This is a genomic window from Pseudomonas sp. A25(2017) (genome assembly GCF_002001065.1).
Taxonomy (GTDB): Bacteria; Pseudomonadota; Gammaproteobacteria; order Pseudomonadales; family Pseudomonadaceae; genus Aquipseudomonas; species Aquipseudomonas kilonensis.
In genome coordinates this window covers 24,575-50,422 of sequence record NZ_MUOA01000064.1, presented here as the reverse complement: position 1 = coordinate 50,422, position 25,848 = coordinate 24,575, and the positions used below count along the sequence as shown (strand labels likewise).

General features: G+C 62.4%; 23 protein-coding genes. 10 read left to right on the top strand and 13 right to left on the bottom strand.

The window, feature by feature from the left end; translation table 11 throughout:
* Positions 1–1,095 precede the first annotated feature (1,095 nt).
* Together B0E42_RS15680 and B0E42_RS15675 are read right to left on the bottom strand one after the other, a co-directional pair.
* Positions 1,096–1,989, bottom strand: coding sequence for a PA4780 family RIO1-like protein kinase (locus B0E42_RS15680; protein ID WP_077506796.1), 894 nt, complete (start codon positions 1,987–1,989; stop codon positions 1,096–1,098).
* A gap of 240 nt (positions 1,990–2,229) precedes the next feature.
* Positions 2,230–3,021 carry a helix-turn-helix transcriptional regulator gene (locus B0E42_RS15675; RefSeq protein WP_077506795.1) on the bottom strand — a complete coding sequence of 264 codons (792 nt, stop codon included), beginning with the start codon at positions 3,019–3,021 and terminating at the stop codon, positions 2,230–2,232.
* A gap of 79 nt (positions 3,022–3,100) precedes the next feature.
* On the opposite strand from B0E42_RS15675, the gene B0E42_RS15670 reads away from it, so the two are divergent.
* Complete coding sequence (locus tag B0E42_RS15670) at positions 3,101–4,129, top strand: bile acid:sodium symporter family protein (protein ID WP_077506794.1); 1,029 nt, start codon at positions 3,101–3,103, stop codon at positions 4,127–4,129.
* On the opposite strand, the gene B0E42_RS15665 is transcribed toward B0E42_RS15670, so the two are convergent.
* The gene (locus B0E42_RS15665; protein WP_018607631.1) at positions 4,116–5,393 is read right to left on the bottom strand and encodes an acetyl-CoA C-acetyltransferase; all 1,278 of its coding nucleotides are present in this window, start codon (positions 5,391–5,393) and stop codon (positions 4,116–4,118) included. The two genes, B0E42_RS15670 and B0E42_RS15665, sit on opposite strands and share 14 nt — an antisense overlap.
* A 257-nt stretch (positions 5,394–5,650) precedes the next feature.
* Between B0E42_RS15665 and B0E42_RS15660 the strand changes: the two genes are divergently transcribed.
* Together B0E42_RS15660 and B0E42_RS15655 are read left to right on the top strand one after the other, a co-directional pair.
* Positions 5,651–7,003, top strand: coding sequence for a 3-oxoacyl-ACP reductase (locus tag B0E42_RS15660; protein ID WP_018607629.1), 1,353 nt, complete (start codon positions 5,651–5,653; stop codon positions 7,001–7,003).
* Between the two features lie 2 nt (positions 7,004–7,005).
* A complete protein-coding gene (locus B0E42_RS15655; RefSeq protein WP_077506793.1) occupies positions 7,006–7,860 on the top strand; it encodes a MaoC family dehydratase in 855 nt (284 codons plus the stop codon).
* 259 nt (positions 7,861–8,119) lie between these two features.
* Here B0E42_RS15655 and B0E42_RS15650 read toward each other — a convergent pair whose 3' ends face one another.
* The 4 genes from B0E42_RS15650 to B0E42_RS15635 are packed head-to-tail and all read right to left on the bottom strand — an operon-like array spanning position 8,120 to position 10,378.
* Positions 8,120–8,677, bottom strand: a complete 558-nt coding sequence (locus tag B0E42_RS15650) for a DUF4136 domain-containing protein (RefSeq protein WP_024617878.1) — start codon at positions 8,675–8,677, stop codon at positions 8,120–8,122.
* Positions 8,678–8,697: 20 nt separating this feature from the next.
* On the bottom strand, positions 8,698–9,315 hold the full coding sequence (locus B0E42_RS15645; protein WP_014336399.1) for a DUF4136 domain-containing protein: 618 nt from the start codon (positions 9,313–9,315) through the stop codon (positions 8,698–8,700).
* An 11-nt stretch (positions 9,316–9,326) separates the two neighbouring features.
* On the bottom strand, positions 9,327–10,076 hold the full coding sequence (locus B0E42_RS15640; RefSeq protein WP_018607621.1) for a methyltransferase: 750 nt from the start codon (positions 10,074–10,076) through the stop codon (positions 9,327–9,329).
* Positions 10,073–10,378: a MazG-like family protein gene (locus tag B0E42_RS15635; protein WP_003186192.1), complete on the bottom strand. Its 306-nt coding sequence runs from the start codon at positions 10,376–10,378 to the stop codon at positions 10,073–10,075. Before B0E42_RS15635 ends, B0E42_RS15640 begins: the two co-directional genes overlap by 4 nt.
* A gap of 164 nt (positions 10,379–10,542) precedes the next feature.
* On the opposite strand from B0E42_RS15635, the gene B0E42_RS15630 reads away from it, so the two are divergent.
* Positions 10,543–10,836, top strand: coding sequence for a hypothetical protein (locus B0E42_RS15630; protein WP_018607618.1), 294 nt, complete (start codon positions 10,543–10,545; stop codon positions 10,834–10,836).
* A gap of 183 nt (positions 10,837–11,019) precedes the next feature.
* Complete coding sequence (locus B0E42_RS15625) at positions 11,020–12,369, top strand: MATE family efflux transporter (protein ID WP_077506792.1); 1,350 nt, start codon at positions 11,020–11,022, stop codon at positions 12,367–12,369.
* Positions 12,370–12,372: 3 nt separating this feature from the next.
* On the opposite strand, the gene B0E42_RS15620 is transcribed toward B0E42_RS15625, so the two are convergent.
* The 6 genes from B0E42_RS15620 to B0E42_RS15595 all read right to left on the bottom strand — a co-directional run bounded on the left by B0E42_RS15620 (position 12,373) and on the right by B0E42_RS15595 (position 19,197).
* Positions 12,373–13,170, bottom strand: a complete 798-nt coding sequence (locus B0E42_RS15620) for a DUF4123 domain-containing protein (RefSeq protein WP_077506791.1) — start codon at positions 13,168–13,170, stop codon at positions 12,373–12,375.
* Positions 13,167–14,474 (bottom strand): type VI secretion system Vgr family protein, encoded by a 1,308-nt coding sequence (locus B0E42_RS15615; protein ID WP_077506790.1) that lies wholly within the window; start codon positions 14,472–14,474, stop codon positions 13,167–13,169. The genes B0E42_RS15620 and B0E42_RS15615 overlap by 4 nt, the downstream gene beginning before the upstream one ends.
* Before the next feature lie 429 nt (positions 14,475–14,903).
* A complete protein-coding gene (gene speA / locus B0E42_RS15610) occupies positions 14,904–16,817 on the bottom strand; it encodes an arginine decarboxylase (RefSeq protein WP_014336393.1) in 1,914 nt (637 codons plus the stop codon).
* 211 nt (positions 16,818–17,028) lie between these two features.
* Complete coding sequence (locus tag B0E42_RS15605) at positions 17,029–17,400, bottom strand: translation initiation factor Sui1 (RefSeq protein ID WP_077506789.1); 372 nt, start codon at positions 17,398–17,400, stop codon at positions 17,029–17,031.
* Positions 17,401–17,568: 168 nt separating this feature from the next.
* Complete coding sequence (locus B0E42_RS15600; protein ID WP_024617882.1) at positions 17,569–18,126, bottom strand: NUDIX hydrolase; 558 nt, start codon at positions 18,124–18,126, stop codon at positions 17,569–17,571.
* Between the two features lie 3 nt (positions 18,127–18,129).
* On the bottom strand, positions 18,130–19,197 hold the full coding sequence (locus B0E42_RS15595) for a DUF2333 family protein (protein ID WP_018605722.1): 1,068 nt from the start codon (positions 19,195–19,197) through the stop codon (positions 18,130–18,132).
* A gap of 284 nt (positions 19,198–19,481) precedes the next feature.
* On the opposite strand from B0E42_RS15595, the gene B0E42_RS15590 reads away from it, so the two are divergent.
* From B0E42_RS15590 to accC, 5 genes are all read left to right on the top strand, one after another.
* Complete coding sequence (locus B0E42_RS15590; RefSeq protein ID WP_077506788.1) at positions 19,482–21,152, top strand: PleD family two-component system response regulator; 1,671 nt, start codon at positions 19,482–19,484, stop codon at positions 21,150–21,152.
* 52 nt (positions 21,153–21,204) lie between these two features.
* A complete protein-coding gene (locus tag B0E42_RS15585; RefSeq protein WP_077506787.1) occupies positions 21,205–23,151 on the top strand; it encodes a methyl-accepting chemotaxis protein in 1,947 nt (648 codons plus the stop codon).
* A 308-nt stretch (positions 23,152–23,459) separates the two neighbouring features.
* Positions 23,460–23,912 carry a type II 3-dehydroquinate dehydratase gene (aroQ, locus tag B0E42_RS15580; RefSeq protein ID WP_018605716.1) on the top strand — a complete coding sequence of 151 codons (453 nt, stop codon included), beginning with the start codon at positions 23,460–23,462 and terminating at the stop codon, positions 23,910–23,912.
* Positions 23,913–23,959: 47 nt separating this feature from the next.
* A complete protein-coding gene (gene accB, locus B0E42_RS15575; protein ID WP_018605714.1) occupies positions 23,960–24,424 on the top strand; it encodes an acetyl-CoA carboxylase biotin carboxyl carrier protein in 465 nt (154 codons plus the stop codon).
* 17 nt (positions 24,425–24,441) lie between these two features.
* A complete protein-coding gene (accC, locus tag B0E42_RS15570; RefSeq protein WP_018605713.1) occupies positions 24,442–25,797 on the top strand; it encodes an acetyl-CoA carboxylase biotin carboxylase subunit in 1,356 nt (451 codons plus the stop codon).
* Positions 25,798–25,848: the final 51 nt, after the last annotated feature.

The window sequence follows — 25,848 nt, the reverse complement described above, 5'->3', positions numbered from 1 at the left end:
GCCCTTGTGGGAGCGAGCTTGCTCGCGAAGGCGGCGGCACATTCAACATCGATGCAAGCTGATCCACCGCTATCGCGAGCAAGCTCGCTCCCACAGGGGGCTGCGGTGGGTATGAGATTTTGGAGTGCCCACAAAAAAACCGGCCAGGGCCTAATGCTGTTCACTTAAGGCTGTGGATCTTCAGTTTCGACCCATTGGGGTAAGGGTGTATATCCGTTTCTGCGGTAACGGCGGCTTAGGGTTCCGCCCTTACGGCGGGTCACTTTTGGAAGAGCGCCAAAAGTAACCAAAAGCGCTTTGCCCCACCACTCGGCACCTCGCCTAGGCTCGGTGTGCCCTCACTCCGGCATTGCTCCGTGGGCCCGCCGCGAAGGGCCATCCATGGCCCAGCGCGGCTATCCCGGCATCCATGCCGGGATGCCCACTGCGCAATGCCTGCGTTCGGCCAGCGTGGTTTAACGGGGCGTCAAGATCAAGATCAAGATCCAAAGCAAGAGCGGGGCTTATTCCGGCATCTATGTGGCTGAGCCACCGCTATCGCGAGCAAGCTCGCTCCCACATTGGATCTTCCGTAGACACAATATTTATGTGCATCCAGAGCCCCCTGTGGGAGCGAGCCTGCTCGCGAAGAGGCCGGTACATCCAACATCTTCATTGACTGGGACACCGTCATCGCGAGCAAGCTTTGCTCCCACAGATCTAATGGGTGTACGACCGCAAGAGCCAGGTCGGCTATCAGGCCGCCTCGCGGTGGACGTTGATCTCGGGCGCCCCGTTAACCACGATGGCTGAACGAAGGTGTTGCGCAGTGGGCACCTCGGCATGGATGCCGAGCCTAGGCGAGGCACCGAGTGGTGGGACAAAGCGCTTTTGGTTACTTTTGGCTGGTCCGGCTCCCGGCTCTTCCAAAAGTGACCCGCCGTAAGGGCGGAACCCTAAGCCGCCGTTACCGCAGAAATGGATATACACACCACCCCCAAAATCCCCCCAAAAAACGAAGCCAAAAAAAAACGGCGCCTTTCCATTTCTGAAAGAAGCGCCGTTTTTTCTAAGTGAACAGCATTACGGCCATTGGCCGGGTTTCTGTTCAACCGATCATTGCATCCATGGCGGCGGCGGTTCTTCGGTCTTGCCGGGCGGGGCATCGTCGGCGGCACGTACGGCCTGGCGGCGTTCCTCGTCCAGGCGGGCGGCCTCGATCTCGCGCATGATCCCACCGACATCCGCCAGTTCTTCCGGCTCGTCGAACTCGCCGGTCAGCATGCTGGCCGGGTGCAGGGTGCCGGCTTCGTACAGCGCCCACATTTCCTTCGCGTACTTGGTGCGCTTGAGCTCCGGGGCAAACCGACCGAAGTAGGACGCCATATTGCCCACGTCCCGCTCCAGCATGCTGAAGGCATGGTTGTTACCCGCAGCATCCACGGCCTGCGGCAGGTCGATGATCACCGGCCCGGTCGGCGTGAGCAGGACGTTGAACTCCGACAGGTCGCCGTGCACCAGACCGGTACACAACATCAGCACGATCTGGGAAATCAGATAGGCGTGATATTCACGGGCCTGGTCCGGCTCCAGCACCACATCGTTCAGACGCGGCGCTGCATCGCCGTACTCATCGGCCACCAGTTCCATCAGCAGCACGCCTTCAAGGAAGTCGTACGGCTTGGGCACGCGCACACCTGCGCTAGCCAAGCGGAACAGCGCCGCTACTTCAGCATTCTGCCAGGCGTCCTCGGTTTCCTTGCGCCCGAACTTCGAGCCCTTGGCCATGGCCCGGGCCTGACGGCTGTTGCGGACCTTGCGGCCTTCCTGATATTCGGACGCCTGACGAAAGCTTCGCTTGTTCGCCTCCTTGTAGACCTTCGCGCAACGTAGCTCGTTACCGCAGCGCACCACATAAACAGCTGCTTCTTTACCACTCATGAGTGGGCGCAGCACCTCGTCGACCAGACCGTCCTCGATCAGGGGTTCAATGCGTTTTGGAGTCTTCATCAGCTTTTATTGTGGGTCCTTTATTACCAAACACGCGAATGACAGTCGTTATACGGCAATCCTTCCTCCACGGGGAGGGGTTGCCGACCTATGAACCTGTGATGCACACAATGTGCCGGATCAATCGACCGAGCCGAATCATAGCCGAGACCGAACCTGACATTGCTAACTGAATGCCCAGGCATTTGCGACAAGAGCTGACAGTCATGTCTACCATCGGCTGTAGGAAAGTGCGACGACTCAATGCTTGAACAGTTCCCCCGGCGTAAACCCGAACATCCCCTTGAACGCCGCAATGAACGCGGACGTTGAATCATACCCGCAGGACAACGCAGCGCTGGTGACGCTGTCGCCCTGCTCCAGCGAGCCCAGGGACGACAACAAGCGCATGCGCTGGCGCCAGGCGCGAAAGCTCAGGCCGGTCTCGCGCTGGAACAGGCGCATCAAGGTTTTTTCCGACGTGCCCAGGCGCTCAGCCCAGGCGTGCAAGGTGACGTTCTGCTCAGGCTGTTCGATCAACTCGTTACACAGCCCCAGCAGACGGGCATGTCGCGGCAGCGGCAGGGAGAACCCCACCTCCGGCAAAGTCGCCAACTGGTCCAGCAACACCTGCACCAACCGTTGTTCCTGGGTGTCGCCTTGCGGGTAATCGACCGGAAGCTGACAGAACACCTTGATCAACTCACGGGCCAGTGGCGTGACTTCCAGCACCCGGCAACGCTCATCGGCCCAGGGGCAGGCGTGGCGATGCACATACAGGCTGCGCATTTCCGCTCGGGTGGAGGTCACCACATGGTGTTCCAGGTCGGCCGGGATCCAGATGCCCCGTTGTGGCGGGGCAAAGAAGCTACCCGCTGCGGTGTGTACGCCGAGAACGCCGCTGATGGCGTAGGAAAACTGCACCCAGTCATGACGATGGGCTTGCGTCCAGGAACCGGCGCTCAAGCTTTCGACACGGGCGTACAGCGGCCTCGGCAATTGCGCCAGGTCGGGGATGCGGCGTTCGAGCTGTTGGTGTCCGTTAGCCGGCATTGATTGGCCTTATGTCGCAAGACGACTGGTAGGAACGACGTTAGGCTAAGTCGACTTTTCTTACAACTTGCGGTGCCCTATGCATATCCTCAGACACCTCAAACGCATGGTGACCGACTGGTTCCTGTGCGGCATGTTGCTCGCCACGCTGTTGGCGTACTTCTTTCCAACCTTTGGTGCCACGGGCGGCGCCATGCATGCTGAATGGGTGGTCAACATCGGCATCTTCGTGGTGTTCTTCCTGCACGGGGTCAACCTGTCCGGCGAACAGATCCGCCACGGTTTGAAGAACATCCGCCTGCATGTGATGGTGCAGGGCTTCACCTTTGGCGTGTTTCCATTGATCTGGCTGCTCAGCCACTGGCTCGTCGGCAACCACGTGCCAGCGCTGCTGATGCTGGGGTTCTTCTACCTGTGCGCCCTGCCCTCGACCATTTCTTCCTCGGTGGCGCTGACCGGCAGTGCTGGCGGTAACGTGCCCGCGGCGATTCTCAACGCGAGCCTGTCCAGCGTACTGGGGGTTTTCCTGACACCGCTGCTGGTCAGTTTCGTGGTCGGCAGCGGCGCCGGCGGCATCGACCTGGGGTCCACCTTGCTCGACCTGTGCATGATGTTGCTGCTGCCACTGGTGCTGGGGCAGTTCCTGCGGCGTTGGTTGGCTGGCTTTTTCGGCAGGTACAAGCGCTACACCAGCATCATCGACAAACTGGTGATCCTGCTGCTGGTCTATGCGGCATTCTGCAACTCGATGGTGTCCGGCATCTGGCAACAGCAAGGCCACGGCGTGCTATTGAGCGCAGTGCTTGGCAGTGCCGTGCTGCTGGCGATCATCTTGTGGGCGACCACCCGTACCGCCCGCGCCCTGCAATTGCGCAGCGCCGATGAAGTGGCCGCGGTGTTCTGTGCCAGCAAGAAATCCCTCGCCGCCGGCGTGCCCATGGCGGCGTTGATTTTCGGCAACCATCCCGGCCTGGGGTTGATCCTACTGCCGATCATGATCTATCACCCGCTGCAGTTGATCGTCTGCTCGATCCTCGCCGAGCGCTACGCCAGCCATCACCGGGAACTGGCGTCCCGCCAGGACGGCGCCGTCCTCAGCGCTCGATAATCGCCGTCACGCCCTGGCCCGCGGCGGCGCAGATGGAGATCAACCCGCGACCTCGCCCGGCCGCATCGAGCAACTTGGCGAGGTTGGCGACAATGCGCCCGCCCGTGGCGGCAAACGGGTGCCCGGCGGCCAGGGAGCTGCCCTTGACGTTCAACCGGCTGCGGTCGATGGACCCTAGCGGCGCGTCGAGGCCCAGGCGGGTCTTGCAGTAGTCTGGGTCTTCCCAGGCCTTCAGTGTGCACAACACCTGGGCGGCGAACGCTTCGTGGATCTCGTAGTAATCAAAGTCCTGCAAGGTCAAGCCGTTGCGCGCCAGCAACCGCGGCACGGCGTACACCGGGGCCATCAACAGCCCTTCGGCGCCATTGACGAAATCCACCGCCGCCGTTTCGCCGTCGCGCAGGTACGCCAGGATCGGCAGGCCTCGAGCCTTGGCCCACTCTTCGCTGCCCAGCAGCACCAACGAAGCGCCATCGGTCAGTGGCGTGGAATTACCCGCGGTCATCGTGCCCTTGGCACTTTTTTCGAAGGCCGGCTTGAGGGAAGCGAGTTTTTCCGGGGTCAGGTCCGGGCGCAGGTTGTTGTCCCGGGTCAGGCCAAGAAACGGTGTCATCAAGTCGTTCTGCCAACCTTCGGCATAGGACGCGGCCATTTTCTGATGGCTTTCCAGGGCCAACTGATCCTGCGCCTCCCGGGGGATCTGCCAGGTCTGGGCCATCAACTCGCAATGCTCACCCATGTTCAGGCCGGTGCGCGGTTCGTTGATGCGCGGCAGATCGGGGACGAGGTGCTGAGGGCGCAACTGTAGGAAGGTCTTGATCTTGTCGGCGGTGGTCTTGGCGCGATTGGCTTGCAGCAGGATCCTGCGCAGCCCTTCATTGACCGCGATCGGCGCGTCCGAGGTGGTGTCGACGCCGCCGGCAATGCCGCTGTCGATCTGGCCCAGGGCAATCTTGTTGGCCACCAGCAGCACTGTCTCCAGCCCGGTGCCACAGGCCTGTTGTACGTCATAGGCCGGCGTCATCGGTGACAGCCGCGAGCCGAGCACACATTCGCGGGTCATGTTCATATCCCGGGAGTGCTTGAGCACCGCACCGGCAGCCACCTCGCCAATGTGCAAGCCATGCAGGTTGTAGCGTTCGATCAGCCCCTCGAGGGCAGCCGTCAACATCGCCTGGTTGCTGGCGGTGGCATAGGGCCCGTTGGAGCGGGCGAACGGAATGCGGTTACCACCGATGATCGCGACGCGGCGTAGTTGTGTCATGAAGAACTCCCTGTGTAGGTCTAGTGCCCTGTGAAGACTCAACCGAACCCTGTGGGAGCAAAGCTTGCTCGCGATGAACGATGACGCGACCTACCTGAAAAACACGGTGTCTGCATCGCGAGCAAGCTTTGCTCCCACAGGGATTCGGTGCCCTGGAAAAAGCGCTCCCGCTCAAGCTTAGGCTTTATCTCGCCGATCGAACGACTGATTGCCAATCATGGTCCACACTTGGAACCTCATCAGCCGGAGTGTGTTCCATGTCTGACCGTTATATCGACTTCGCCAATTCGCCCATTGGCCGGCGCATGGTCGGGTCCCTCGGCCTGCCCTCGCCGGTACGCCTGGAGCGCTGGCAGGCCGGGCGCCTGCGGCCGATCGAAGGCGCATTGCTGCTGGGCGGCGGGCCGTTGACCGAACAGATCGGCAGGTTTGCCAAGCGCCTGACCGACACCATCTTCATCTACGGCGGCGAGCCGACCCTGGCCACCGAGTGGATCCCCGGCCATGGCCCGAAAATCAAGGCGGTGGTGTACGACGCCAGCCATTTGGTGCAGGCCGACCAGCTCAAGCAGCTGCGGGAATTTTTCCAGCCGCTGATGAAAAACCTCGACCACAGCGCCCATGTCGTCATCCTCGGTCGCGCGCCGGAAAGTCTTGCCGACCCGTTCGCCGCGAGTGCCCAGCGGGCGTTGGAAGGTTTCAGCCGCTCCTTGGCCAAAGAGTTGCGCAACGGCGGGACGCTGCAACTGTTGTACGTCGGCGACGGCGCCGACGCCCAGTTGGAGGGTGCGCTGCGGTTTTTCCTGTCGCCCAAGAGCGCTTTCATTTCCGGGCAAGTCATTCGCCTCAACGCCTGTGACACCCAGGTCCAGGACTGGACCCGACCGCTCACGGGGCTCAAGGCGCTGGTCACGGGCGCAGCCCGCGGGATCGGCGCCTCCATCGCCGAAACCCTGGCCCGCGATGGCGCCGACGTGATCCTGCTGGACGTCCCGCAAGCCAAGACCGACCTCGACGCCCTGGCGGCACGCCTGAGCGGACGCAGCGTCACGCTGGATATCTGCGCCGAAGACGCCGCCACCCAGTTGATCGAGCACCTTCCCGACGGCGTCGACATCGTGGTCCACAACGCCGGCATCACCCGGGACAAGACCCTCGCCAACATGACCCCGGAATTCTGGGACGCCGTGCTGGCCGTCAACCTCAATGCCCCGCAAGTGCTGACCAAGGCCCTGCTCGACAGCGGCACCCTGCGCGACAATGGCCGGGTGATTCTGCTGGCGTCCATCAGCGGCATTGCCGGCAACCGTGGGCAGACCAACTATGCGGCGAGCAAGGCCGGGCTGATCGGCCTGGCCCAGGCCTGGGCGCCGCTGCTGCAGCCACGCGGCATCAGCATCAACGCCGTGGCGCCGGGCTTCATTGAAACCCGCATGACCGCCGACATTCCCTTCGCCTTGCGCGAAGCCGGGCGGCGCATGAGCTCCCTGGGCCAGGGCGGCCTGCCCCAGGATGTCGCCGAAGCCGTGGCCTGGCTCGCGCAACCAGGCACGGGGGCCGTGACCGGTCAGGCCCTGCGGGTATGCGGGCAAAGCCTTCTGGGAGCGTGACCATGACGATCCAATGGCACGAAGTCAGCAGCCCGCCATCGATGTCCGGGCTTTATTCGAAAGCGGCGACACGGCGCAAGGTCACCGGAACGACCTTGCCCGAGGAAGGCCTGCGCCAGGTGCTTCAGGTCGACCCGCAACGCCTGGCGGCCTATCGCAAAGTCTGCGGTTTCATCGATAACGGACTGCTGCCGCCGACCTATCCCCACGTCTTGGCGTTCGCCCTGCAAATGCAATTGCTCACCGCCCGGAGTTTTCCATTTCCGCTGTTGGGGCTGATCCACTTGAGCAATCGCATCCGCGTATTGCGGCCTATGGGCGGGGTTGGGCAGGTGCGGGCCAGCGTCAACGTCGAGAACCTCCAAGCCCACCCCAAGGGCGCGGTATTCGACCTGGTGACTCGCCTCGATGATCAATTGGGGCCGCTATGGGAGGCCCAAAGCCAGATGCTGTGCAAAGGTGTCCAGCTCGACGGGGCACTCGTGGAGGATTCACCGCAGGCCAGCCTGCCCTTGATTGAAGTCGCGCACTGGACCGCACCGGCGGACATCGGTCGGCAATACGCCAAGGTGTCTGGCGACTACAACCCGATTCACCTGAGTGGTATCAGTGCCCGGTTGTTCGGCTTCCCCACCGCCATCGCCCATGGCCTGTGGAACAAGGCCCGGACCCTGGCGGCGCTGGATGACCACCTGCCCGAGGCCAACATCGAGATCGATGTGACCTTCAAAAAACCGGTGCGCCTGCCCAGTGAAGTCACGCTGCTGGCGAGTGCGGCGGGGTCCAGCGGGCAACTGCAACTGATGGGGGCTGGGGAGTTGGAGCATATGGTGGGAGAGTGGCGGCCGGTGGCCTGAGCAGAATAAATGGCCTCTACACCCATCCCCTGTGGGAGCGAGCCTGCTCGCGATAGCGGTGGGTCAGCTTGCATCCAAGTTGGATGTGCCGCCGTCATCGCGAGCAGGCTCGCTCCCACAGTTGTTCCGGGGTGTTCACGGGGCATGTATTCACCCCAAATCCCTGTGGGAGCGGGCTTGCTCGCGAAAGCGGTGGGTCAGTCTGAATCAATGTTGACTGTGCAACCGTCTTCGCGAGCAAGCCCGCTCCCACAGTTATTCAGCGCGGTGGGTAATTGGACAGGATCCGCCCCACCGTCTCGCGCACGGCCGTGTTGCGGTCGGTCGGGTTGGGCGAGTTGCTGAGCAGCTGTTCATCACTGCCACGCCACACCAGCTTGCCGTCCTTGCCATCGAGCAGGTCGATCTGCACGGTGGCGACCTTGTAGCTGATGTTGCGGGTTTCGTTGTACATCGGCCCGCCCCAATAGCCATTCCAAGGCCCGCCCCACCCACCACCGCCGTAGTTGGTGGTGACCTGCTGCTGGCGGTCCTCGACGATCAGATAGGCCTGGACCAGCACATCGCCGTGCCCACTCGCCGCCGGACGCAGGCCGCGCTGGTCGAGTTGATCGGCCACCGCCTGGCGGATCCGCTGTTCGGTCAGGTCGCTCTTGATGCGTGGGTCATCGGGGCGATATTGCAGCGCCGGGTCTTTCCAGCTCCAGCTGCGATACGCCGCGAAATCGCGGCTGGTGTCGAAGTCATGGTTGACCTGGTTAGAGGCACAAGCGCCCAACAACAGGGTGAAGGCCAGTAGAGCGAGACGGCGAAACATGGTTTTTCTCCGTTGCGTAATCAACTTGGTGGATACGCCGACATGGCTTTTTCCACTGCCGCACGAATGGCATCGGTGCGCTCGCTTTGACTGCCCCGCTGGCCGGTCTCGGCGCTGGCGCTCCACACCGGTTGCCCCGTGCGGGCATCGAACAGATCCACTCGAACCACCACGACCTGCTCCTGATACGTGCGCACCATCGGCACCGGATGGTACATGCCATAACCCGGACCGTAGCGGTCATAACGGTTATAGCCGCCGTAATAGCCGGCATCATAATCATCCCGAACCTGACGCACGCGGGTCTCCAGGCGCAGGTCGGCGCTGACGAACAGGTCGGCGGGCCGGTTGTCATGCAGCGGGCGCAGGCCACGCTGGTCCAGGGCATTGCTCACCGCTTCGGCCACCTGGGCCGAATCCGCCCAGGCGGTACCCGACGGCAGGCGCCCGTCGCGCCAGGCCCAACTGCGATAGCGCCCATAGTCACGGGGCGGCGCAGGGTAAGCGCTGCGGTCGAACACCGTGGCGGCCTCGGGTGGCGCCGGCGGCAGTGGATTGGACGTGGCGACATAGGGATTGCTGCCCTGGCAGGCCGCCAGTCCCAGGCACAGCATCAACAACCCTGAACGACCTTTCATTTCGCTCTCCGTCACACTGGACGGCAGATCCAGTGCAGATAACGTCCCAACCCGGCAAACGCCGGATGGCGACGGTGGGCCAGTTCCATTTCCAGCAACTGCGCAAGCTCCACGCGGCCCTGGAACTCCACCGGCATGTAGTCATGGAAAACCCGCACGCCACTCTGGCTTTCGACCTGCCACAGGCCTTCAAGTTGCGCCGCCAATTCTCGCGGATCAAGGGGTTGTTGCGGCGTCAGGCTCTGTTTTTCACCGGCCATGTCATTTTTGCGCAACTTGCGAAAATGCCCCTTGAGCAGGTTGCGATAGACCAGCGCGTCGCGGTTGTAGAACGCCAGGGACAACCAACCGCCCGGGACCGTGAGTTGATGCAGCACCGGCAGGATCGCGTGAGGTTCGGCCAGCCATTCCAGCACCGCGTGACACAACACCAGGTCGTACGGCTCGGTGAGCTGGCCGAGCAGATCCTGCCACGGCGCCTGGATGAACGTGGCGCTCTGGCCCGCCTCGGCAAAACGCTGGCGGGCGCCTTCGAGCATGGGCTCGGCCGGCTCGGCCAGGGTCACCTGGTGACCGCGCTCGGCCAGCCACAACGACATGTGGCCCAGGCCGGCGCCGATGTCCAGCACGCGCAGCGGACGCTGTGGCAAGCTTTCCAGCAGATCGGCCTGAAGCACCGCCAGGCGGATCGCGCCCTTGGCCCCGCCGTAGATTTTTTCGGCAAAACGCGTGGCGAGCTGATCGAAATGACGGTCGCTCATTGGCCGAACCGCCGTTCGCTGTCGGCCAGCTTGCTGCGTACCACAGCGTCCATGTCCAGGCCCAGCTCGCTGCAAAGCAGCAACAGGTACAACACGATGTCACCGACCTCCTGCCCGGCGTGGGCCAGTTTGTCCGCCGGCAACTGGCGCGACTGGTCCTCGGTCAGCCACTGGAAAATCTCCACCAGTTCGGCCATTTCCACACTGGCGGCCATGGCGAGGTTTTTCGGGCTGTGGAATTGCCGCCAGTCGTTACGGTCACGAATGGCATGCAGGCGTTCGGTCAGTTCAACAAGGTTCATCGGGTTCTCCTGAATGCGCATAGCTTCAGGGGGATGACCAGGGAAGGCAAGAGTCTCGGTACGAAGCGACGGTTTGCCCCATAATCGAACCAACTCGGCCGCCACAGCTCCTACAATCAGGAGCCAACGGCTCAGCTCAGATCCCCTCCCATCAGGATGCACATATGCAGGCAGAAAGCTTTTTCGAATGGCTCGGCCAGGCGCTCGGTTCGGTGATCCGCTTCATCGTCGACCTGCTCAGCGGTCTCTTCAACACCCTGGCCAATGCTGGCGGAAATTTTGTCGATGGGCTGTCACGCACCCTGGGCATGGACACCTCGATCATCAGCATCATCGCGCTGATCCTCGGGCTGATGCTGCTCTACTCGGCGATCCGCGCGTTCATGCGGGCCTCGATCGTCATGGGCATCATCTGGCTGGTGCTGGGGTTGTGGTTGTTGAGTTGGATCATTCACTAGGGCTCAGAGCACTGGGTGGGAGCAAAGCTTGCTCGCGATACAGGCGCCTCGGTTCCCTGAAAGACCGCGTCATCTTCATCGCGGGCAAGCCTTGCTCCCACAGATTTTGCTCGTTTCCCACGCTCCGGCGTGGGAACGATCAGGCGAGAACCCGCTACAATCGCGCTCCATCAAGGAGCCCGCATGCCCAACCTGACCACCGACTGGCGCGACCGCCTTACCCATCGCCGGGTCTGGGCGCTGGCTGCGCCAATGATTCTCTCGAACATTTCCGTACCGCTGGTGGCGCTGGTGGACAGCACCGTCATCGGCCATTTGCCCCATGCTCATCAGCTGGGCGCCGTGGCGGTCGGGGCGAGTTTGTATACGGTGCTGGCGTGGGCCATGGGTTTCCTGCGCATGGGCACCACGGGGTTCGCCGCCCAGGCTGCCGGGCGTGGTGATGGGGCAGCGTTGCGACAAGTGTTGCTACAAGGACTGTTGTTGGCGATGGGGTTGGCGGTGCTGCTCGGTGCCATCGGCGTGCCGTTGAGCGACGTGGCGTTGCACTTCATGCAGCCGTCCGCCGAGCTCAACCAGTTGACCCGAGACTTCTTTCACACCCGGCTCTTCGGCTTGCCGGCGGCGCTGGCCAGCTATGCGCTGGTCGGCTGGTTCCTCGGCGCTCAGAATGCCCGGGCCCCGCTGGCGATCCTGCTGGTGACCAACCTGGTCAACATTGCCCTGAACCTGTGGTTCGTGATCGGCCTGGACTGGGGCGTGACCGGGTCGGCCCGGGCGTCGGTCATTGCCGAGTGGACCGGCGCGCTGGTCGGCCTGGCCCTGGCCCGCAACACACTGCGCGCCTGGCCCGGACAGATCGCCTGGACCGCCCTGGGGCTGTGGCACAGTTGGCGCCCGCTGCTGGCGGTGAACCGGGACATTTTCATCCGTAGCCTGGCGCTGCAAGCGGTGTTTTTCCTGATCACCGTGCAAGGCGCACGCCTGGGGGATGCGACCGTGGCAGCCAATGCTTTGCTGCTCAACGGCCTGCTACTGACGGCCCACGCCCTGGACGGCCTGGCCCATGCCGTCGAAGCGCTGTGCGGCCATGCCATTGGCGCCCGCGACCGCCTGGCGCTGCGCCGCTCGCTGGTGGTGGCGTGTGGCTGGTCGTTGATCGCAAGCCTGGGCTTTGCCCTGCTGTTCCTGCTCGCCGGCCACCTGTTCATCGACATGCAGACCGACATACCCGACGTGCGCGCCACCGCTTATCACTACCTGCCTTACCTGGCCGCCTTGCCACTGATTGCCGTCTGGAGTTACTTGCTCGACGGGCTGTTCATTGGCGCCACCCGTGCCCGGGAAATGCGCAACGGCATGCTGCTGACCCTGCTGCTGGTGTTGCCCATCGCCTGGGCGCTGCAAGGGCTGGGCAACCATGGGCTGTGGATAACCTTCCTGCTGTTCATGGCCCTGCGCAGCCTGACTCTCGGCGCATTCGCCTGGCACTTGCAGCGGCACGACCGCTGGCTCGGAGCATCAGACCACTAACGTTCAATCCTGGCTGCCCTGCCAGCGCCGCCGCAGTTGATCGAGTCTCTCGCGCTGCGAACCGCCCGTCAGGCCAGACACTGGCCGGGCATCGGGGTATTGCAGGCGCAGCCACAGCCAGTCATCGAGCACCGCGCGCTCGGTAAACCCCAGCGTCAGGCCCTGCTGCAAATCCCCCCAGAGCCGCTGGTAATCACATCCGGTGGAACGGGACCATTGCCAGGCGTGACGCTCCAGCAGGCATCGTTGCAACTGCTCCTGCTGTCGGTCGCTGAGGCCGTGCTCTTTCTCCAGCGCCGCCACCGACAACCCCGGGTTGGACAGTTGTTGCCAACCCTGACTGCCGATCGCCCGGTCGGCCCAGGTGCCACCAAACCAGCGCAACAAACTGATCGGGCCCAGCCAGCAACTGAGTTCTTGCGGGTCACAACCGTCGAAGAAATAGCTGGCGATGTGCGGGTTGTAATAGCTCAACAAGGCTTTGTGATGCAGACCCAGGGTCACCGTCAGCATGCGTCGCAGATGCGCCAGCAATTGCGCAGCGGGCGATGGGCTGACCAACAACAACCCCGGCCACGAGCGTGGGTCCAGGTGACAGAGGCTGACCAACGCAGGCGAGTGGCGCAGATCCACCAGCAGCGGACCGTGCTCTCGCAGCCCATGCAGCTCGGTGTTTTCAAACAAGGCAAAGCACCGGGCCTTGGCGAACTGCGCGTGCACAAGCTGCGCAGCGCCAGGCGCACTCGGTACGTCGAGCAACAGCCATTGCGGCGTTGATCCAGACAAGGCCGCGGCATTCATCGAGCAACGCCCGCGCCGCGCCGCATGAGCATACGGCAGGTGCACAGCGGTTGAGCGCAGGGGCTGAAAGGCCCGCCTTCGGGCAACAAGCACAACAAGACCAGCGGATCGGCATCCCGGATTGCAGACAACAGGAGCGGATCGGCAACCGACGGCCCACGCGTTTCGCCTGTGGATGACTCATCCACAACCTCTACCGAGGCAGGCGCATCCAGAAATGCACTGATCATTGGCCGATCCGGATCGCCTTCGATAAAGCTCACCAGCACCTCGGTGCCGTCACTCAAGGCGCCCGCCACGCCCGTGGCCAGTTCGGGTGCCAAAGGCAGCCAGCAATGACTGGGGCTGGAACCTTCACCCTGGTAGAGCCAGTCAAACTGCACCGCCACGCGCCCCGCTCCCAGCTCCGACGGCTCGTCCAGCGCCACGACCCAGCCACGTTGCCGGCTCACCATGCGCGGTTTTGCCGGGACCTCGTCCGGCGTGAACAGCACGCCCCGGGGAATGGCCTTGAAATGATTGCCGTACACCCCCGCCTCTGCGCGGTGCTCGACCTTCGTCAGCAGCCAGCGCCGGTTCCAGCCGGCAAACGGATGGGCCGTCAGCGCCAGCACCTGACCACCGTGCAGGTTCATCAAGTCGCTGCGGCCCTGGGCGACCTGCTCCCCCGACACATCGGTTTGCACACTGAAGGACCGCACCGCAGCAATCGACTCGTCGTCCGCGTAGACCGCCTTACCGGCAGGGGGAAAACTGTGCGGATTATCAGCGAACACCAGGCAATGCCCGTCCCGGGTGTGTTCGAAATGAAAGTGGATACCCGCCTGGGCGCACACGCGCTGCAGGAACTGCAGGTCCGACTCTCGATACTGGGTACAGAAATCCTGCAGTGGATAATCGCCACTCAAATCCAGGCACAGGCTGCGACCGCTGATGCCATGAGCCTTGAGCACCTGGCGAATGATCTGCGGCACCGAGCGGGCGCTGAAGACCCGCTGGCTGAAACGCTGCGCCAGACAGGCCAGCTTCGGCCCGATACGCACCCGGCAGCCGGCGCCATGACGGTGTTGGACCAATTCATGAAGCTGACCATGAATGCCCCGGCCTGGGGCCCCGAAACTCAACCAGACGCTGCGGTACAACAGGCCCGCCAGGTCCAGGTTCGCGTCGCGCAACGACAGCTGCGCTTCATAGACGAAGGGTTCGCTGATCGCTTCGCTACCCGTGAAAGCCACGACGTCAACAGGCTCGGGCAGACCGGCTATCTCCAGACGAAAGGCTGGCGCGCTGGCTGGATCGGACATCGGCATTTCTCTACAGGAGGGGCGGTCGGGGATTCTCGCCGAGAGCCATGGCCGAGTAGAGGGGCCAAGTACAAGTTAGGAAAGGGACTACACGAAATAAGGACATCGCCGATTAAATGCACCGACGTTCAGAAATAACGACGGCACAAATAAAAACGCCCTCCGGGACTGTCCGAAAAAACCCGCAGCGTGCGGTGCATTTTCTGACAGCCCCGGAGGGCGGTGCCGATCAGTTAAAAGGGCGAACCCCGCTGTAATCTTGTGGCGAGGGGATTTATCCCCGCTGGGCTGCGCAGCAGCCCCTAAGCAGTTAACTCAATCTGCCTGACACACCGTGTTGTCGGCATTTAGGGCCGCTTCGCGCCCCAGCGGGGATAAATCCCCTCGCCACAAAGGGAGTTCTTTGCTCAGCGAATACTCATGGCTCTATCAAGAAGACAGATAAGACGAACGCGTCAGCCCCAAGCGCAAGGCATCGAGGAACTGGGTACGCTCGGCGGCGCTGATACGGGCGCTGGCGCACTTGTCGCGGTAGTGAGTCATCAACTCCTCCGGCGACAAGTGCACGTAGCGCAGCATGTCCTCGATGGTGTCGTGGGTTTCGATACCGGCGTGGTACACGCTGCCATCGGCGTTCTGGTAGATGTTCACCGAGTCGGTGTCACCGAACAGGTTGTGCATGTCACCGAGGATTTCCTGGTAGGCGCCCACCAGGAAGATGCCCAGCAGATAGTCTTCATCCGGCTTGAGAGCGTGAACCGGCAGGCTGGTCTCGATGCTCTGCTCGTCGACGTACTGCTTGATCTTGCCGTCGGAGTCGCAGGTCAGGTCTTGCAGCACGGCGCGGCGCAGCGGCTCTTCGTCCAGGCGATGCAGCGGCAGGATCGGCAACACCTGGCCGATGGCCCAGGTGTCCGGCAGGCTCTGGAACACCGAGAAGTTGCAGATGTATTTGTCGGCCAACTTGTCGTTGAGCTCGTCCAGCACCTGGCGGTGCGAGCGCTGGCGCGCCTTCAACGAGTTGTGCAGGCGACGGCACACCGCGAAGTAGCACTGCTCGGCCAAGGCTTTTTCGGCCAGGGTCAGCTTGCCGTCGGCATATTGGGTCGCCACGTCGCTCATGTAGTGGGTGGCGCGCCAGTAAGTCTCGGTGACCATCTCGATGTCGGTCGGGCCCAGCAGGTCAACCAGCCATTGCACGGTTTCCGGCAGTTCCTGCTTGTTGTCGATCACCGGCACGTCGTCGTTGTGTTTCTCGACGTCGGTCACCTGCACCACCAGCATGGCGTGGTGAGCGGTCAGCGAGCGGCCGCTTTCGGAGAAGATGTTCGGATGCGGCAGGCTCTGGGCATCGCAGAACTCCTTGAGCATGCCGACCACGACACCGGCGTAATCGTCCATGTCGTAGTTGATCGAACTGGCATTGCGCGAGTGCGTGCCGTCGTAGTCCACGCCCAGGCCACCGCCGACGTCGATGTGATCCACCGGCAGGCCGAGGTTGCGCAGCTCACCGTAGTAACGGATCGCTTCCTTGAAGCCGTGCTGGTAGTCCGCCAGGTTGGCGATCTGCGAGCCCATGTGGAAGTGCAGCAGGCGAATGCCCTGGTCCAGGCCGGCAGCGCGGAAGCGCTCGACCACCGACAGCAGTTGCGCGGCCGACAAGCCGAACTTGGACTTCTCGCCACCGGTATCGGCCCACTTGCTCGACGCCAGGGACGACAGGCGCACGCGCAAGCCGACCTGCGGCTTGACCTTGAGCGTTGCGGCCTCTTCGATCACCAGGCCGACTTCGGACTCTTTCTCGATGACGATGAAGACGTTGTGACCGAGCTTCTGGCCCATCAGCGCCAGGCGGATGAATTCGCGGTCCTTGTAGCCGTTGCAGACAATGGTCCCGCCCTTCGGCGCCAGGGCCAGGACCGCCAGCAGCTCCGGCTTGGAACCGGCTTCCAGGCCGATGGAGACGTTCTGGGTGGCGATGATGTTCTCGATCACCGCTTCCTGCTGGTTGACCTTGATCGGATAGAGCGCGGTGTACTTGCTCTGGTATTCCAGGCGCGCGATGTTGCTGTCGAAGGCGCCGGTGAGCTGGCGCACACGGTCTTGCAGGATGTCGGGGAAGCGCACCAGCAAGGGCAGCGACAGGCCGCTCTGGCGCAACTGGTCGACTTGCTCGAACAGGTCGATGGGCGAGCTGTCGGGACCGTTCGGACGGACTTCGACGCGACCGGCTTCATTGATCGCGAAATACCCGGCCCCCCAATGGCGAATCCCGTAAACACTGCGGCTGTCCGCAACTGTCCATTGGCTGCCATCGTCTTTGCGTGTGCGTCGTACGGACATCGAAGTCCCCTATAAAGAAGTCAAAATGCACCATCCGGTCGGAGGCTGGGGCAGTCTAGAGAGTGAAAATGACGAATTGCCTGTTAGCAAGGTAGACCCTGCTCCCAGCGATGAGTTTAGAAACCCGTTCAGAACAGGCTCTGTGAAAACCATGCGGGCGACCTCGAACGTCGGGTTCGGGTCAAGCCGAGGGTGGTTTTCACAGAAGCTGCTAGCCGCCGGATTTCTTTGCCTTGAAGCCGTGCTTGACCAGTTCCGCCAACAGCAGCTCGACGTGATCGCCCTGGATCTCGATGATGCCGTCTTTCAACGCACCACCGGTGCCACAGCGTTTCTTCAACGTGGTGGACAGTTCCTTGAGCGCGTCTTCGGCCAGCGGCACGCCGGTGATCGTGGTCACCGTCTTGCCGCCGCGACCTTTGCTTTCACGGCGCACGCGCGCAATGCCGTCACCGGCGGGGATGGCGGTCTGTTTGCAGATGCAGGCATCCACCGGCTGACGGCAATCAGGACAATGACGACCGGCGTCGGTAGAAAATACCAGGCCGCCCAGGGCGGCGAAGGATGCGGCTTTTTTGGCCACCGGCAATCCTCTTGGGAGGACAAAGACTGGTCGAGGGGGAACATGCCTCGACCGCGAAACCCCACTCAGGCAGGGGCAGCGCTACTGGACCGCAGACACGGTTCAGCTTGAAAAGTCGCGCAGTGTAACGGCAAAAAGCCGACTTGCTAAGGGCCAATCAGCGCCAATTTATAGCTTCTTTGCGACGCTGCCGCCATGGACCCGCAAATAGCGTTCAAGCGCCGCCAGGGAGTCCGGGCAGTAAGGCTTGCGCTGGATTTCATCGAGCACCTGCTCGAGGGGCAGGAAACGCGCTTCGAGGACTTCTTCGGGTTGCAGGACCAACGGGCCGTCCCACACCGCCGAGAACGCCGAGCACCACAGGCGACTGCCAGGGTCTTCGAAATAAAAATGGTCGTGGGCGGTGAGCTCCACGCCGCTCACGCCCAGCTCCTCCGCCAACTCACGGGCAGCCGATTCGGCGTAAGTCTCATCGGCCTGCACCATGCCGCCCGCCGCCACGTCCCAGAAACCAGGGTAGATGGCCTTGCTCAGGGTGCGCCGATGAACACACAGTTCACCGGACGAATTGAACAGCATGATGTAGGTGCCGCGTCCGATCAGGCCACGCTCACGCAGCTCTGAACGCACCAGGCTGCCGAGCAGGTTGTCGTGCTCATCGACCCACGCAATCAGCTCGGCATCCGAGGCCACTCGATGAGCGACCTCCCGGGGGCTTTCGCTCATGAATCAACCCTGGTTCAGCAGTTGTCGCAAGTCGATGACCGCTGCGTTGGCTCGGGAAATGTAGTTGGCCATGACCAGCGAGTGGTTCGCCAATACACCGAAGCCGCTGCCGTTGAGGATCATCGGGCTCCAGACCGGTTCCTGGGACGCTTCCAGTTCACGAATGATCTGCCGCACGCTGACCGTGGCGTTCTTTTTCGCCAGGACATCGGCGAAGTCCACTTCGATGGCGCGCAGCAGGTGCGACAACGCCCATGCCTGGCCACGGGCCTCATAGAACACGTTATCGATTTGCAGCCACGGGGTCTCGACCACCTCTTCGTCCACCTGCGGCACCTGGCCCGGGGCCGGGACTTCGGTTTTCAGCGAGGTGTTGAGCTTGACCCGGCCAACGCTGGCCGACAGACGCTGGGACAACGAACCCAGGCGAGTGCCGACATCCCCCAGCCAGTTGTTCAGGTTGTCGGCGCGGGCGTAGAACAGTGCGCTTTTCTGGCTTGGGTCGGACAGGCGCGCCTGGTAGCGGCTCAGGGAATTGATGCCTTCCTGGTACTCAGACTCGCTGGAGGGCAGCACCCAACTGCGGTTATCGAAGTTGAAGCGCGGCTCGGCCTTGGCCAGGTCGGCGTCCTCGGCGGACTGGGACTGGGAACGGGCGAAGTCCTTGCGCAAGGCGCGGCTCAGGTCGCGGACCTGCACCAGCACGCCGTATTCCCAGCTCGGCATGTTGTCCATCCACAGGCCAGGCGGGAAGCGGTCATTGGAGATGTAGCCGCCTTGCTTGGTCAGCAGGGTCCCGGCCACTGTCTTGAGCGTCTCGACCGTGGTGTAGCCCACCACCATCTGCCGGCCATCTTTCTCGGCCGCGGCCTGGGCGTTCTGCTGCACGGGGAACAGCGCAGGCTCCTGGCTCCAATACCAGCCGACGGCAATGGTCACCAGCAGGTAAAGGGCGATCAGCGTCGCCAGTGCGCGGCTGAAAAAAAGCCCACCCAGGTAGCTGCGGGTGTCCGATTTCGGCTCGGCGGCACGTTCAGGCGCGCTGCCCGCGCGGTTTTTCCAGTCCAGCATGGTGATATCCCTTCAATCACTTGAGTTCTCGGTTCGACCACAACCCTACGCCATCGTGCCTGATTTGAAACGCGATAATGCGGCGCCAACCATGCCGGGCGCGACAGGGCAATCGAACAGCACTATAAAGGAAGCGCTGCCATCGGCCTATGAGACTGGTCAGTCACAAACTGAATTTCGCGACTGGACAGAATATTGACGTATGACACTCATGCCGAGGAAAAGAGGTGCTAGCATAGAGCCACCAGTCGATCTCAGCATGCACCCTAACTAGTAGTCAGGATATGACCGAGCCAGAAGACCCCAGCCGTGAGCGCCTCAAGCACCACTTTGCCCAGCGGGTAATTCATCAGGCTCGTCAAATCCTGGAGATTTGGCAGCGCCTGCAACGCAGTGAGTGGTCCAGCACCGACCTGTCGGAGCTCAGCGAAGCCAATCTGCGCCTGCTGCGCTTTGCCGAGCGCTTCGAACAACCCGAGCACTCCCAGCTGGCCCAGGGCATCAGCCAGTCGCTGCAAGCGGTGGACGCCAATCGTGGGCGCCTGAGCAGCCACCTGATCACCGAAATCAACCGCCTGATGCAGCGTTTGTCTCGTACCGGCCTGCGCCATGGCGACCAGCTGGAACAAACCTTCCTGCCGCCGCTGCGCAAACCCATCTACGTGTTGCTGCAGGACCATGACCGCGCCGAGCGCCTGGCCAAGCAGTTGGAGTTCTTCGGCCTCAGCGCCCAGGCATTGGACAGCGTCGCGGCGTTCCGCGCCTCGATGGTCGAGCGCCTGCCGGCGGCGATTGTCATGGATGTGGATTTCAGCGCCCCTGGCGCCGGCCTGAAACTGGCCGCCGAAGCCCAGGAAGGCCTGGAGCAACCGCTGCCGCTGTTGTTCTTCAGTTTGTTGGAAACCGACACGCCCACCCGCCTGGCCGCGGTGCGCGCCGGTGGGCAGGAATTTCTCACCGGCACCCTCGAAGCCTCGAGCCTGCTGGAAAAAATCGAAGTGCTGACCTGCGTCGCCCAGTACGATCCGTACAAAGTGCTGATCATCGATGACTCCCGCGCCCAAGCCATGCACACCGAACGCCTGCTCAACAGCGCCGGCATCATCACCCGCACGCTGATCGAACCGATCCAGGCCATGGCCGAACTGGCGGACTTCCAGCCCGACCTGATCATCCTCGACATGTACATGCCGGCCTGCACCGGCACGGAACTGGCCAAAGTGATACGCCACAACGACCGCTACGTCAGCGTGCCGATCATCTACCTGTCCGCCGAAGACGACCTGGACAAGCAACTCGATGCCATGAGCGAAGGCGGCGACGACTTCCTGACCAAGCCGATCAAGCCCCGGCACCTGATCACCACGGTGCGCAACCGTGCCGCCCGGGCGCGCAACCTCAAGGCGCGGATGGTGCGCGACAGCCTCACCGGCCTGTACAACCACACCCATATCCTGCAACTGCTCGAGGATTGCAGCTTTCGCGCTCGTCGCGAAGGCAAACCCCTGAGCTTTGCCATGCTCGACATCGACCATTTCAAACGGGTCAATGACAGCCACGGCCATCCCATGGGCGACCGCGTGATCAAGAGCCTGGCGCTGTTTCTCAAGCAGCGCCTGCGCAAGACCGACTTCATCGGCCGTTACGGCGGCGAAGAGTTCGCCATCGTCATGCCCGACACCGATATCGACGCCGCCTGCAAAGTGCTGGATGAAATTCGCCAGCGCTTTGCCGAAATCCACTACCCGGCCCAGCCCCATGATTTGTGGTGCACCTTCAGCGCCGGCGTGGTGGAGATGAGCGATGACTCCGACAGCCTGATGATGGCCAGCCGGGCGGACGAAGCGCTGTACCGCGCCAAGCATGCCGGGCGCAACCGGGTACAGAGCGCCCGCCAATCAAAGCAAAGTGCCACCTTTTCATCGGAATCGACCGATTCGGTCATAAACCTGTAACGCAAACGCAATAACTTCAGGCACTTACGATTCTGCCCCTGGTAGACCTTTAATGCGCCTGAAGCTGCTGACCAATCTCAACACCCTTCTTTTAGTTGCCGTGTGCCTGGGCCTTGGGGCCACGCTGTGGTGGTCGCAAATTGCCCTGGAACGACCCTATCTGCTGATGGAACGCTACCTGGGATTGTCGCGGCAGTTCCAGGGCGAAGTGGCGCGCAATATCGAGGACTACCTGGCCAGCGGCGACGCCTTGCGCCTGAGTGCTGCGACCCAGGCCCTGGAAACCCTGCAAAAAGACCTCGATCAATTCCCCCCGGCATTGGCCAAGCCCCTGCGCCCGAGCCTGTCGAACCTCGATGGCTTCAGCAAGACCGATCTGCTGGCCGCCGGCAAACTGGCCGGCGATCCGCAGGCCTTGCTGCTGCAGGCCGAGCGTGAACTGAGTGCCAGCCTCGACCAACTGGCCCAATACGCCAATGGCGCCCCGGACTACTTGCCTGCGTTGTTTGCCGCTTCTCAGCACCTGGGCCGGCTATCCCTCACGCGGGACAAACTGGTCAGCAGTGGCCGCAGCGAATTGGCCGTCGACGTCGAGCGGGAACTGGCGAGCATCCGTGTCGAGGCCGAACGCCTAGACAGCCTGCCACTGCTGGGCGTCACCGCCAGCAGCGAATCAGGCAGCGATGATTTCGCCGCGCTGATGGGTTTGGAAACCCAGGAAAAAACCGCCGCCGAAGATGCGGGCATCGCCCTCAAGCGCGAACTCAACAGCCTGCTCGGTCGTTACCCGGCAGAACTGGCCCGCACCCGTGAACTGATCCAGAAACGCACCGAGCTGAGCAGCGCCACGCACCTGAAAATCGCCGATGTGCAACAGGCAATCGATGCCATGGAGCCGGCGGTACGGGCCCAGCATGGGCAGATCCAGGGTGAGGTTCGTTTGATCCAGGGGGTAATGATTGGCCTGATCCTGCTGATCGCGCTGCTCATCGACACCTTGCAGCGGCGCCTGGCGCGCACCTTGACGCACTTGGCTCCGGCCCTGTCGACCTGGGCCGAGGGCGACTTCAGCCGTGATATCCACGTAGGTGCCAGTAACCGCGAATTGCAAGACATCGGGGCCTCGCTCAATCGTCTGCGTGCTTATCTGGTGGACTTGGTGGGCACCATTCGGGTGAACGCCGAACAGGTCGCGGGTAGCAGCCGGACCCTGGCCGAGCTGAGCGGCGAACTGCACAGTGGGGCCGAGCATCAGGCTGGCGACACGGCGCTGATCCGCGACTCCCTCAGCGAACTGGAAGCGACGATCCAGCAAGTGGCCGGCGATGCCAGCCAGGCCGCAGACGCCAGCCGCAGCGCCGGGCAGGCGGTGGAACAAGGGCAGAAAGTCATCGGCCTGAGCCTCACAGGCCTGCATGCGCTGGTGGGAGAAGTGCAAGGCAACGCGCAGATGATCGAGCAACTGGCCGAGGAGTCGGCCACCATCGGTGGCGTGCTGACGGTGATTCGCTCGATTGCCGACCAGACCAACCTGCTGGCCCTCAACGCCGCCATCGAAGCCGCCCGCGCCGGGGAAATGGGCCGGGGCTTTGCGGTGGTGGCCGAAGAAGTCCGCTCCCTGGCCCAACGCACGGCCGGCGCCACCGCCGAAATCCAGACGCTGATCGCCCGTCTGCAACAGGCTGCACGCCAATCGGTGGACGGCATGCGCACCCAGGTCGAACACGCCGAAGCCACCGCCAACCAGGCGCAAGCGGCCGACGGCGCGCTGGATGAGATCGTCGGCGCCATCCAGACCATCGCCGACACCGCGGTACGCATCGCCGACGTCACCGCCCAACAAAGCGGCGCCGTCAGCGAAATCCGCGATCACAGCGAGCGGATTCACCAACTGGGCGGCGACAACCTGCTGCGCATCGGCCAGGGCCGCGAACAGGGCGACCATCTCCTGGTACTCGGCGGACGCTTGCACACCGCCGTGCAGGCCTTTCGGGTTTAGCACCACCGACTGCATGAATCCCTGTGGGAGCGAACTTGTGGGAGCAAGGCTTGCCCGCGATGCAGACACCTCGGTGTAACTAATAGACCGAGGCGATGCCATCGCGGGCAAGCCTTGCTCCCACAAGCTCCCACAAGGTCCAGTGCAGGTTTTCCGAACGCGGGTGACCGGATCTTGGGGCATGGTCACAAATTTCGCGCAAACATCGGTCATCGTGCTGGCTATTGCAGAGAACTGGACAGTCACAAAGGCTTTGCGGCATAGTCGCCAAGTTCTGATACCTGCTCACAGATAACAAGGAACAGCAGATGGCGACCCTATTGGTCCTGCACGGACCCAACCTGAACCTGCTGGGCACCCGTGAACCGGGCGTCTACGGCGCCGTGACACTGGCGCAGATCAACCAGGACCTGGAGCAGCGGGCCCGCAACGCCGGCCATCATTTGCTCTATCTGCAAAGCAACGCCGAATATGAATTGATCGACCGTATCCATGCCGCGCGTGGCGAAGGCGTGGACTTCATTTTGATCAATCCAGCAGCTTTTACACACACAAGCGTCGCATTACGTGACGCGCTGCTGGCGGTGAGCATCCCATTCATCGAAGTGCATTTGTCCAACGTGCACAAACGCGAACCTTTCCGCCATCACTCCTACTTCTCCGATGTAGCAGTGGGAGTGATCTGCGGCCTTGGCGCCAGCGGTTACCGGCTGGCCTTGGAGGCCGCCCTAGAGCAGCTTGAAAAACAGGCAACAGCTTGAAAACAAGCGTTAAGCGCCCCTGACCGACCCTTGGGAGTTGATGATTCATGGATATCCGTAAAGTTAAGAAATTGATCGAATTGCTGGAAGAGTCCGGCATCGACGAGCTTGAGATCAAGGAAGGCGAAGAGTCCGTACGCATCAGCCGCCACAGCAAGACCCCGGCCCAGCAGTTCTATGCACCGGCACCGATGCATGCTCCAGCCGCCGCGCCTGCTCCAGCAGCAGCGCCGGTTGCCGCAGCAGCGCCAGCCGCACCGGCTGCGCCAGTGCTCAACGGCACTGTCGCCCGTTCGCCAATGGTGGGCACGTTCTATCGCAAGTCTTCGCCATCCTCGCCGTCCTTCGTTGAAGTCGGCCAGACCGTGAAGAAAGGCGACACCCTGTGCATCGTCGAAGCCATGAAGATGATGAACCACATCGAAGCTGAAACCAGCGGTGTGATCGAATCCATCCTCGTCGAAGACGGCCAGCCGGTTGAGTACGACCAACCGCTGTTCACCATCGTTTGAACCGCGGAGAGCCTTTGATGACTGCGAAGTTGGAAAAAGTTCTGATCGCTAACCGCGGTGAGATCGCCCTGCGGATTCTGCGTGCCTGCAAAGAGATGGGCATCAAGACCGTCGCCGTTTACTCCAAGGCCGACAAAGAACTGATGCACCTGGGCCTGGCGGACGAGTCCGTCTGCATCGGTCCGGCGTCGGCTGCGCACTCCTACCTGCACATCCCGGCGATCATCGCCGCTGCCGAAGTGACCGGCGCCACCGCCATTCACCCTGGCTACGGCTTCCTGGCGGAAAACGCCGACTTCGCCGAACAGGTCGAAAATTCCGGTTTTGCCTTCATTGGCCCGAAAGCCGATACCATCCGCCTGATGGGCGACAAGGTCTCGGCCAAGCACGCCATGATTGCAGCGGGTGTGCCGACCGTTCCGGGTTCCGACGGCCCGCTGCCTGAAGACGAAGAAACCGCTTTGCGCATCGGTCGCGAAGTTGGTTATCCGGTGATCATCAAGGCCGCTGGCGGCGGCGGTGGTCGCGGCATGCGCGTGGTACACAAGGAAGAAGACCTGATTTCCTCGGCGAAACTGACCCGCTCCGAAGCTGGCGCGGCGTTTGGCAACCCGATGGTCTACCTGGAAAAATTCCTGACCAACCCACGTCACGTCGAAGTCCAGGTGCTGTCCGACGGCCAGGGCCATGCGATCCATCTGGGCGACCGCGATTGCTCGCTGCAACGTCGTCACCAGAAAGTCCTCGAAGAAGCGCCGGCACCGGGCATCGACGAGCAGGCTCGCGAAGAAGTCCTGGCGCGTTGCGTCAAGGCCTGCATCGACATCGGCTATCGCGGCGCCGGTACCTTCGAGTTCCTGTACGAGAACGGTCGTTTCTACTTCATCGAAATGAACACCCGTGTTCAGGTGGAGCACCCGGTTTCGGAAATGGTCACCGGTATCGACATCGTCAAGGAGATGCTCAGCATCGCCGCCGGCAACAAGCTGTCGTTTACCCAGGATGACGTGGTCATCCGCGGTCACTCGCTGGAATGCCGGATCAACGCCGAAGACCCGAAAACCTTCATGCCAAGCCCAGGCACGGTCAAGCATTTCCATGCCCCGGGCGGCAATGGCGTTCGCGTCGATTCGCACCTGTACAGCGGTTATGCCGTTCCGCCGAACTACGATTCGCTGATCGGCAAACTGATCACCTACGGGGCGACCCGTGACGAAGCCATGGCGCGCATGCGCAATGCGCTGGACGAAATCGTGGTAGACGGGATCAAGACCAACATCCCGCTGCACCGCGACCTCGTACGTGACGAAGGCTTCTGCAAAGGCGGCGTCAACATCCATTACCTGGAACACAAGCTGGGCAACCAGCACTGATGCTTCAAGTGATGTGAAAAGACCCCGGTCCATTGGCCGGGGTCTTTTTTT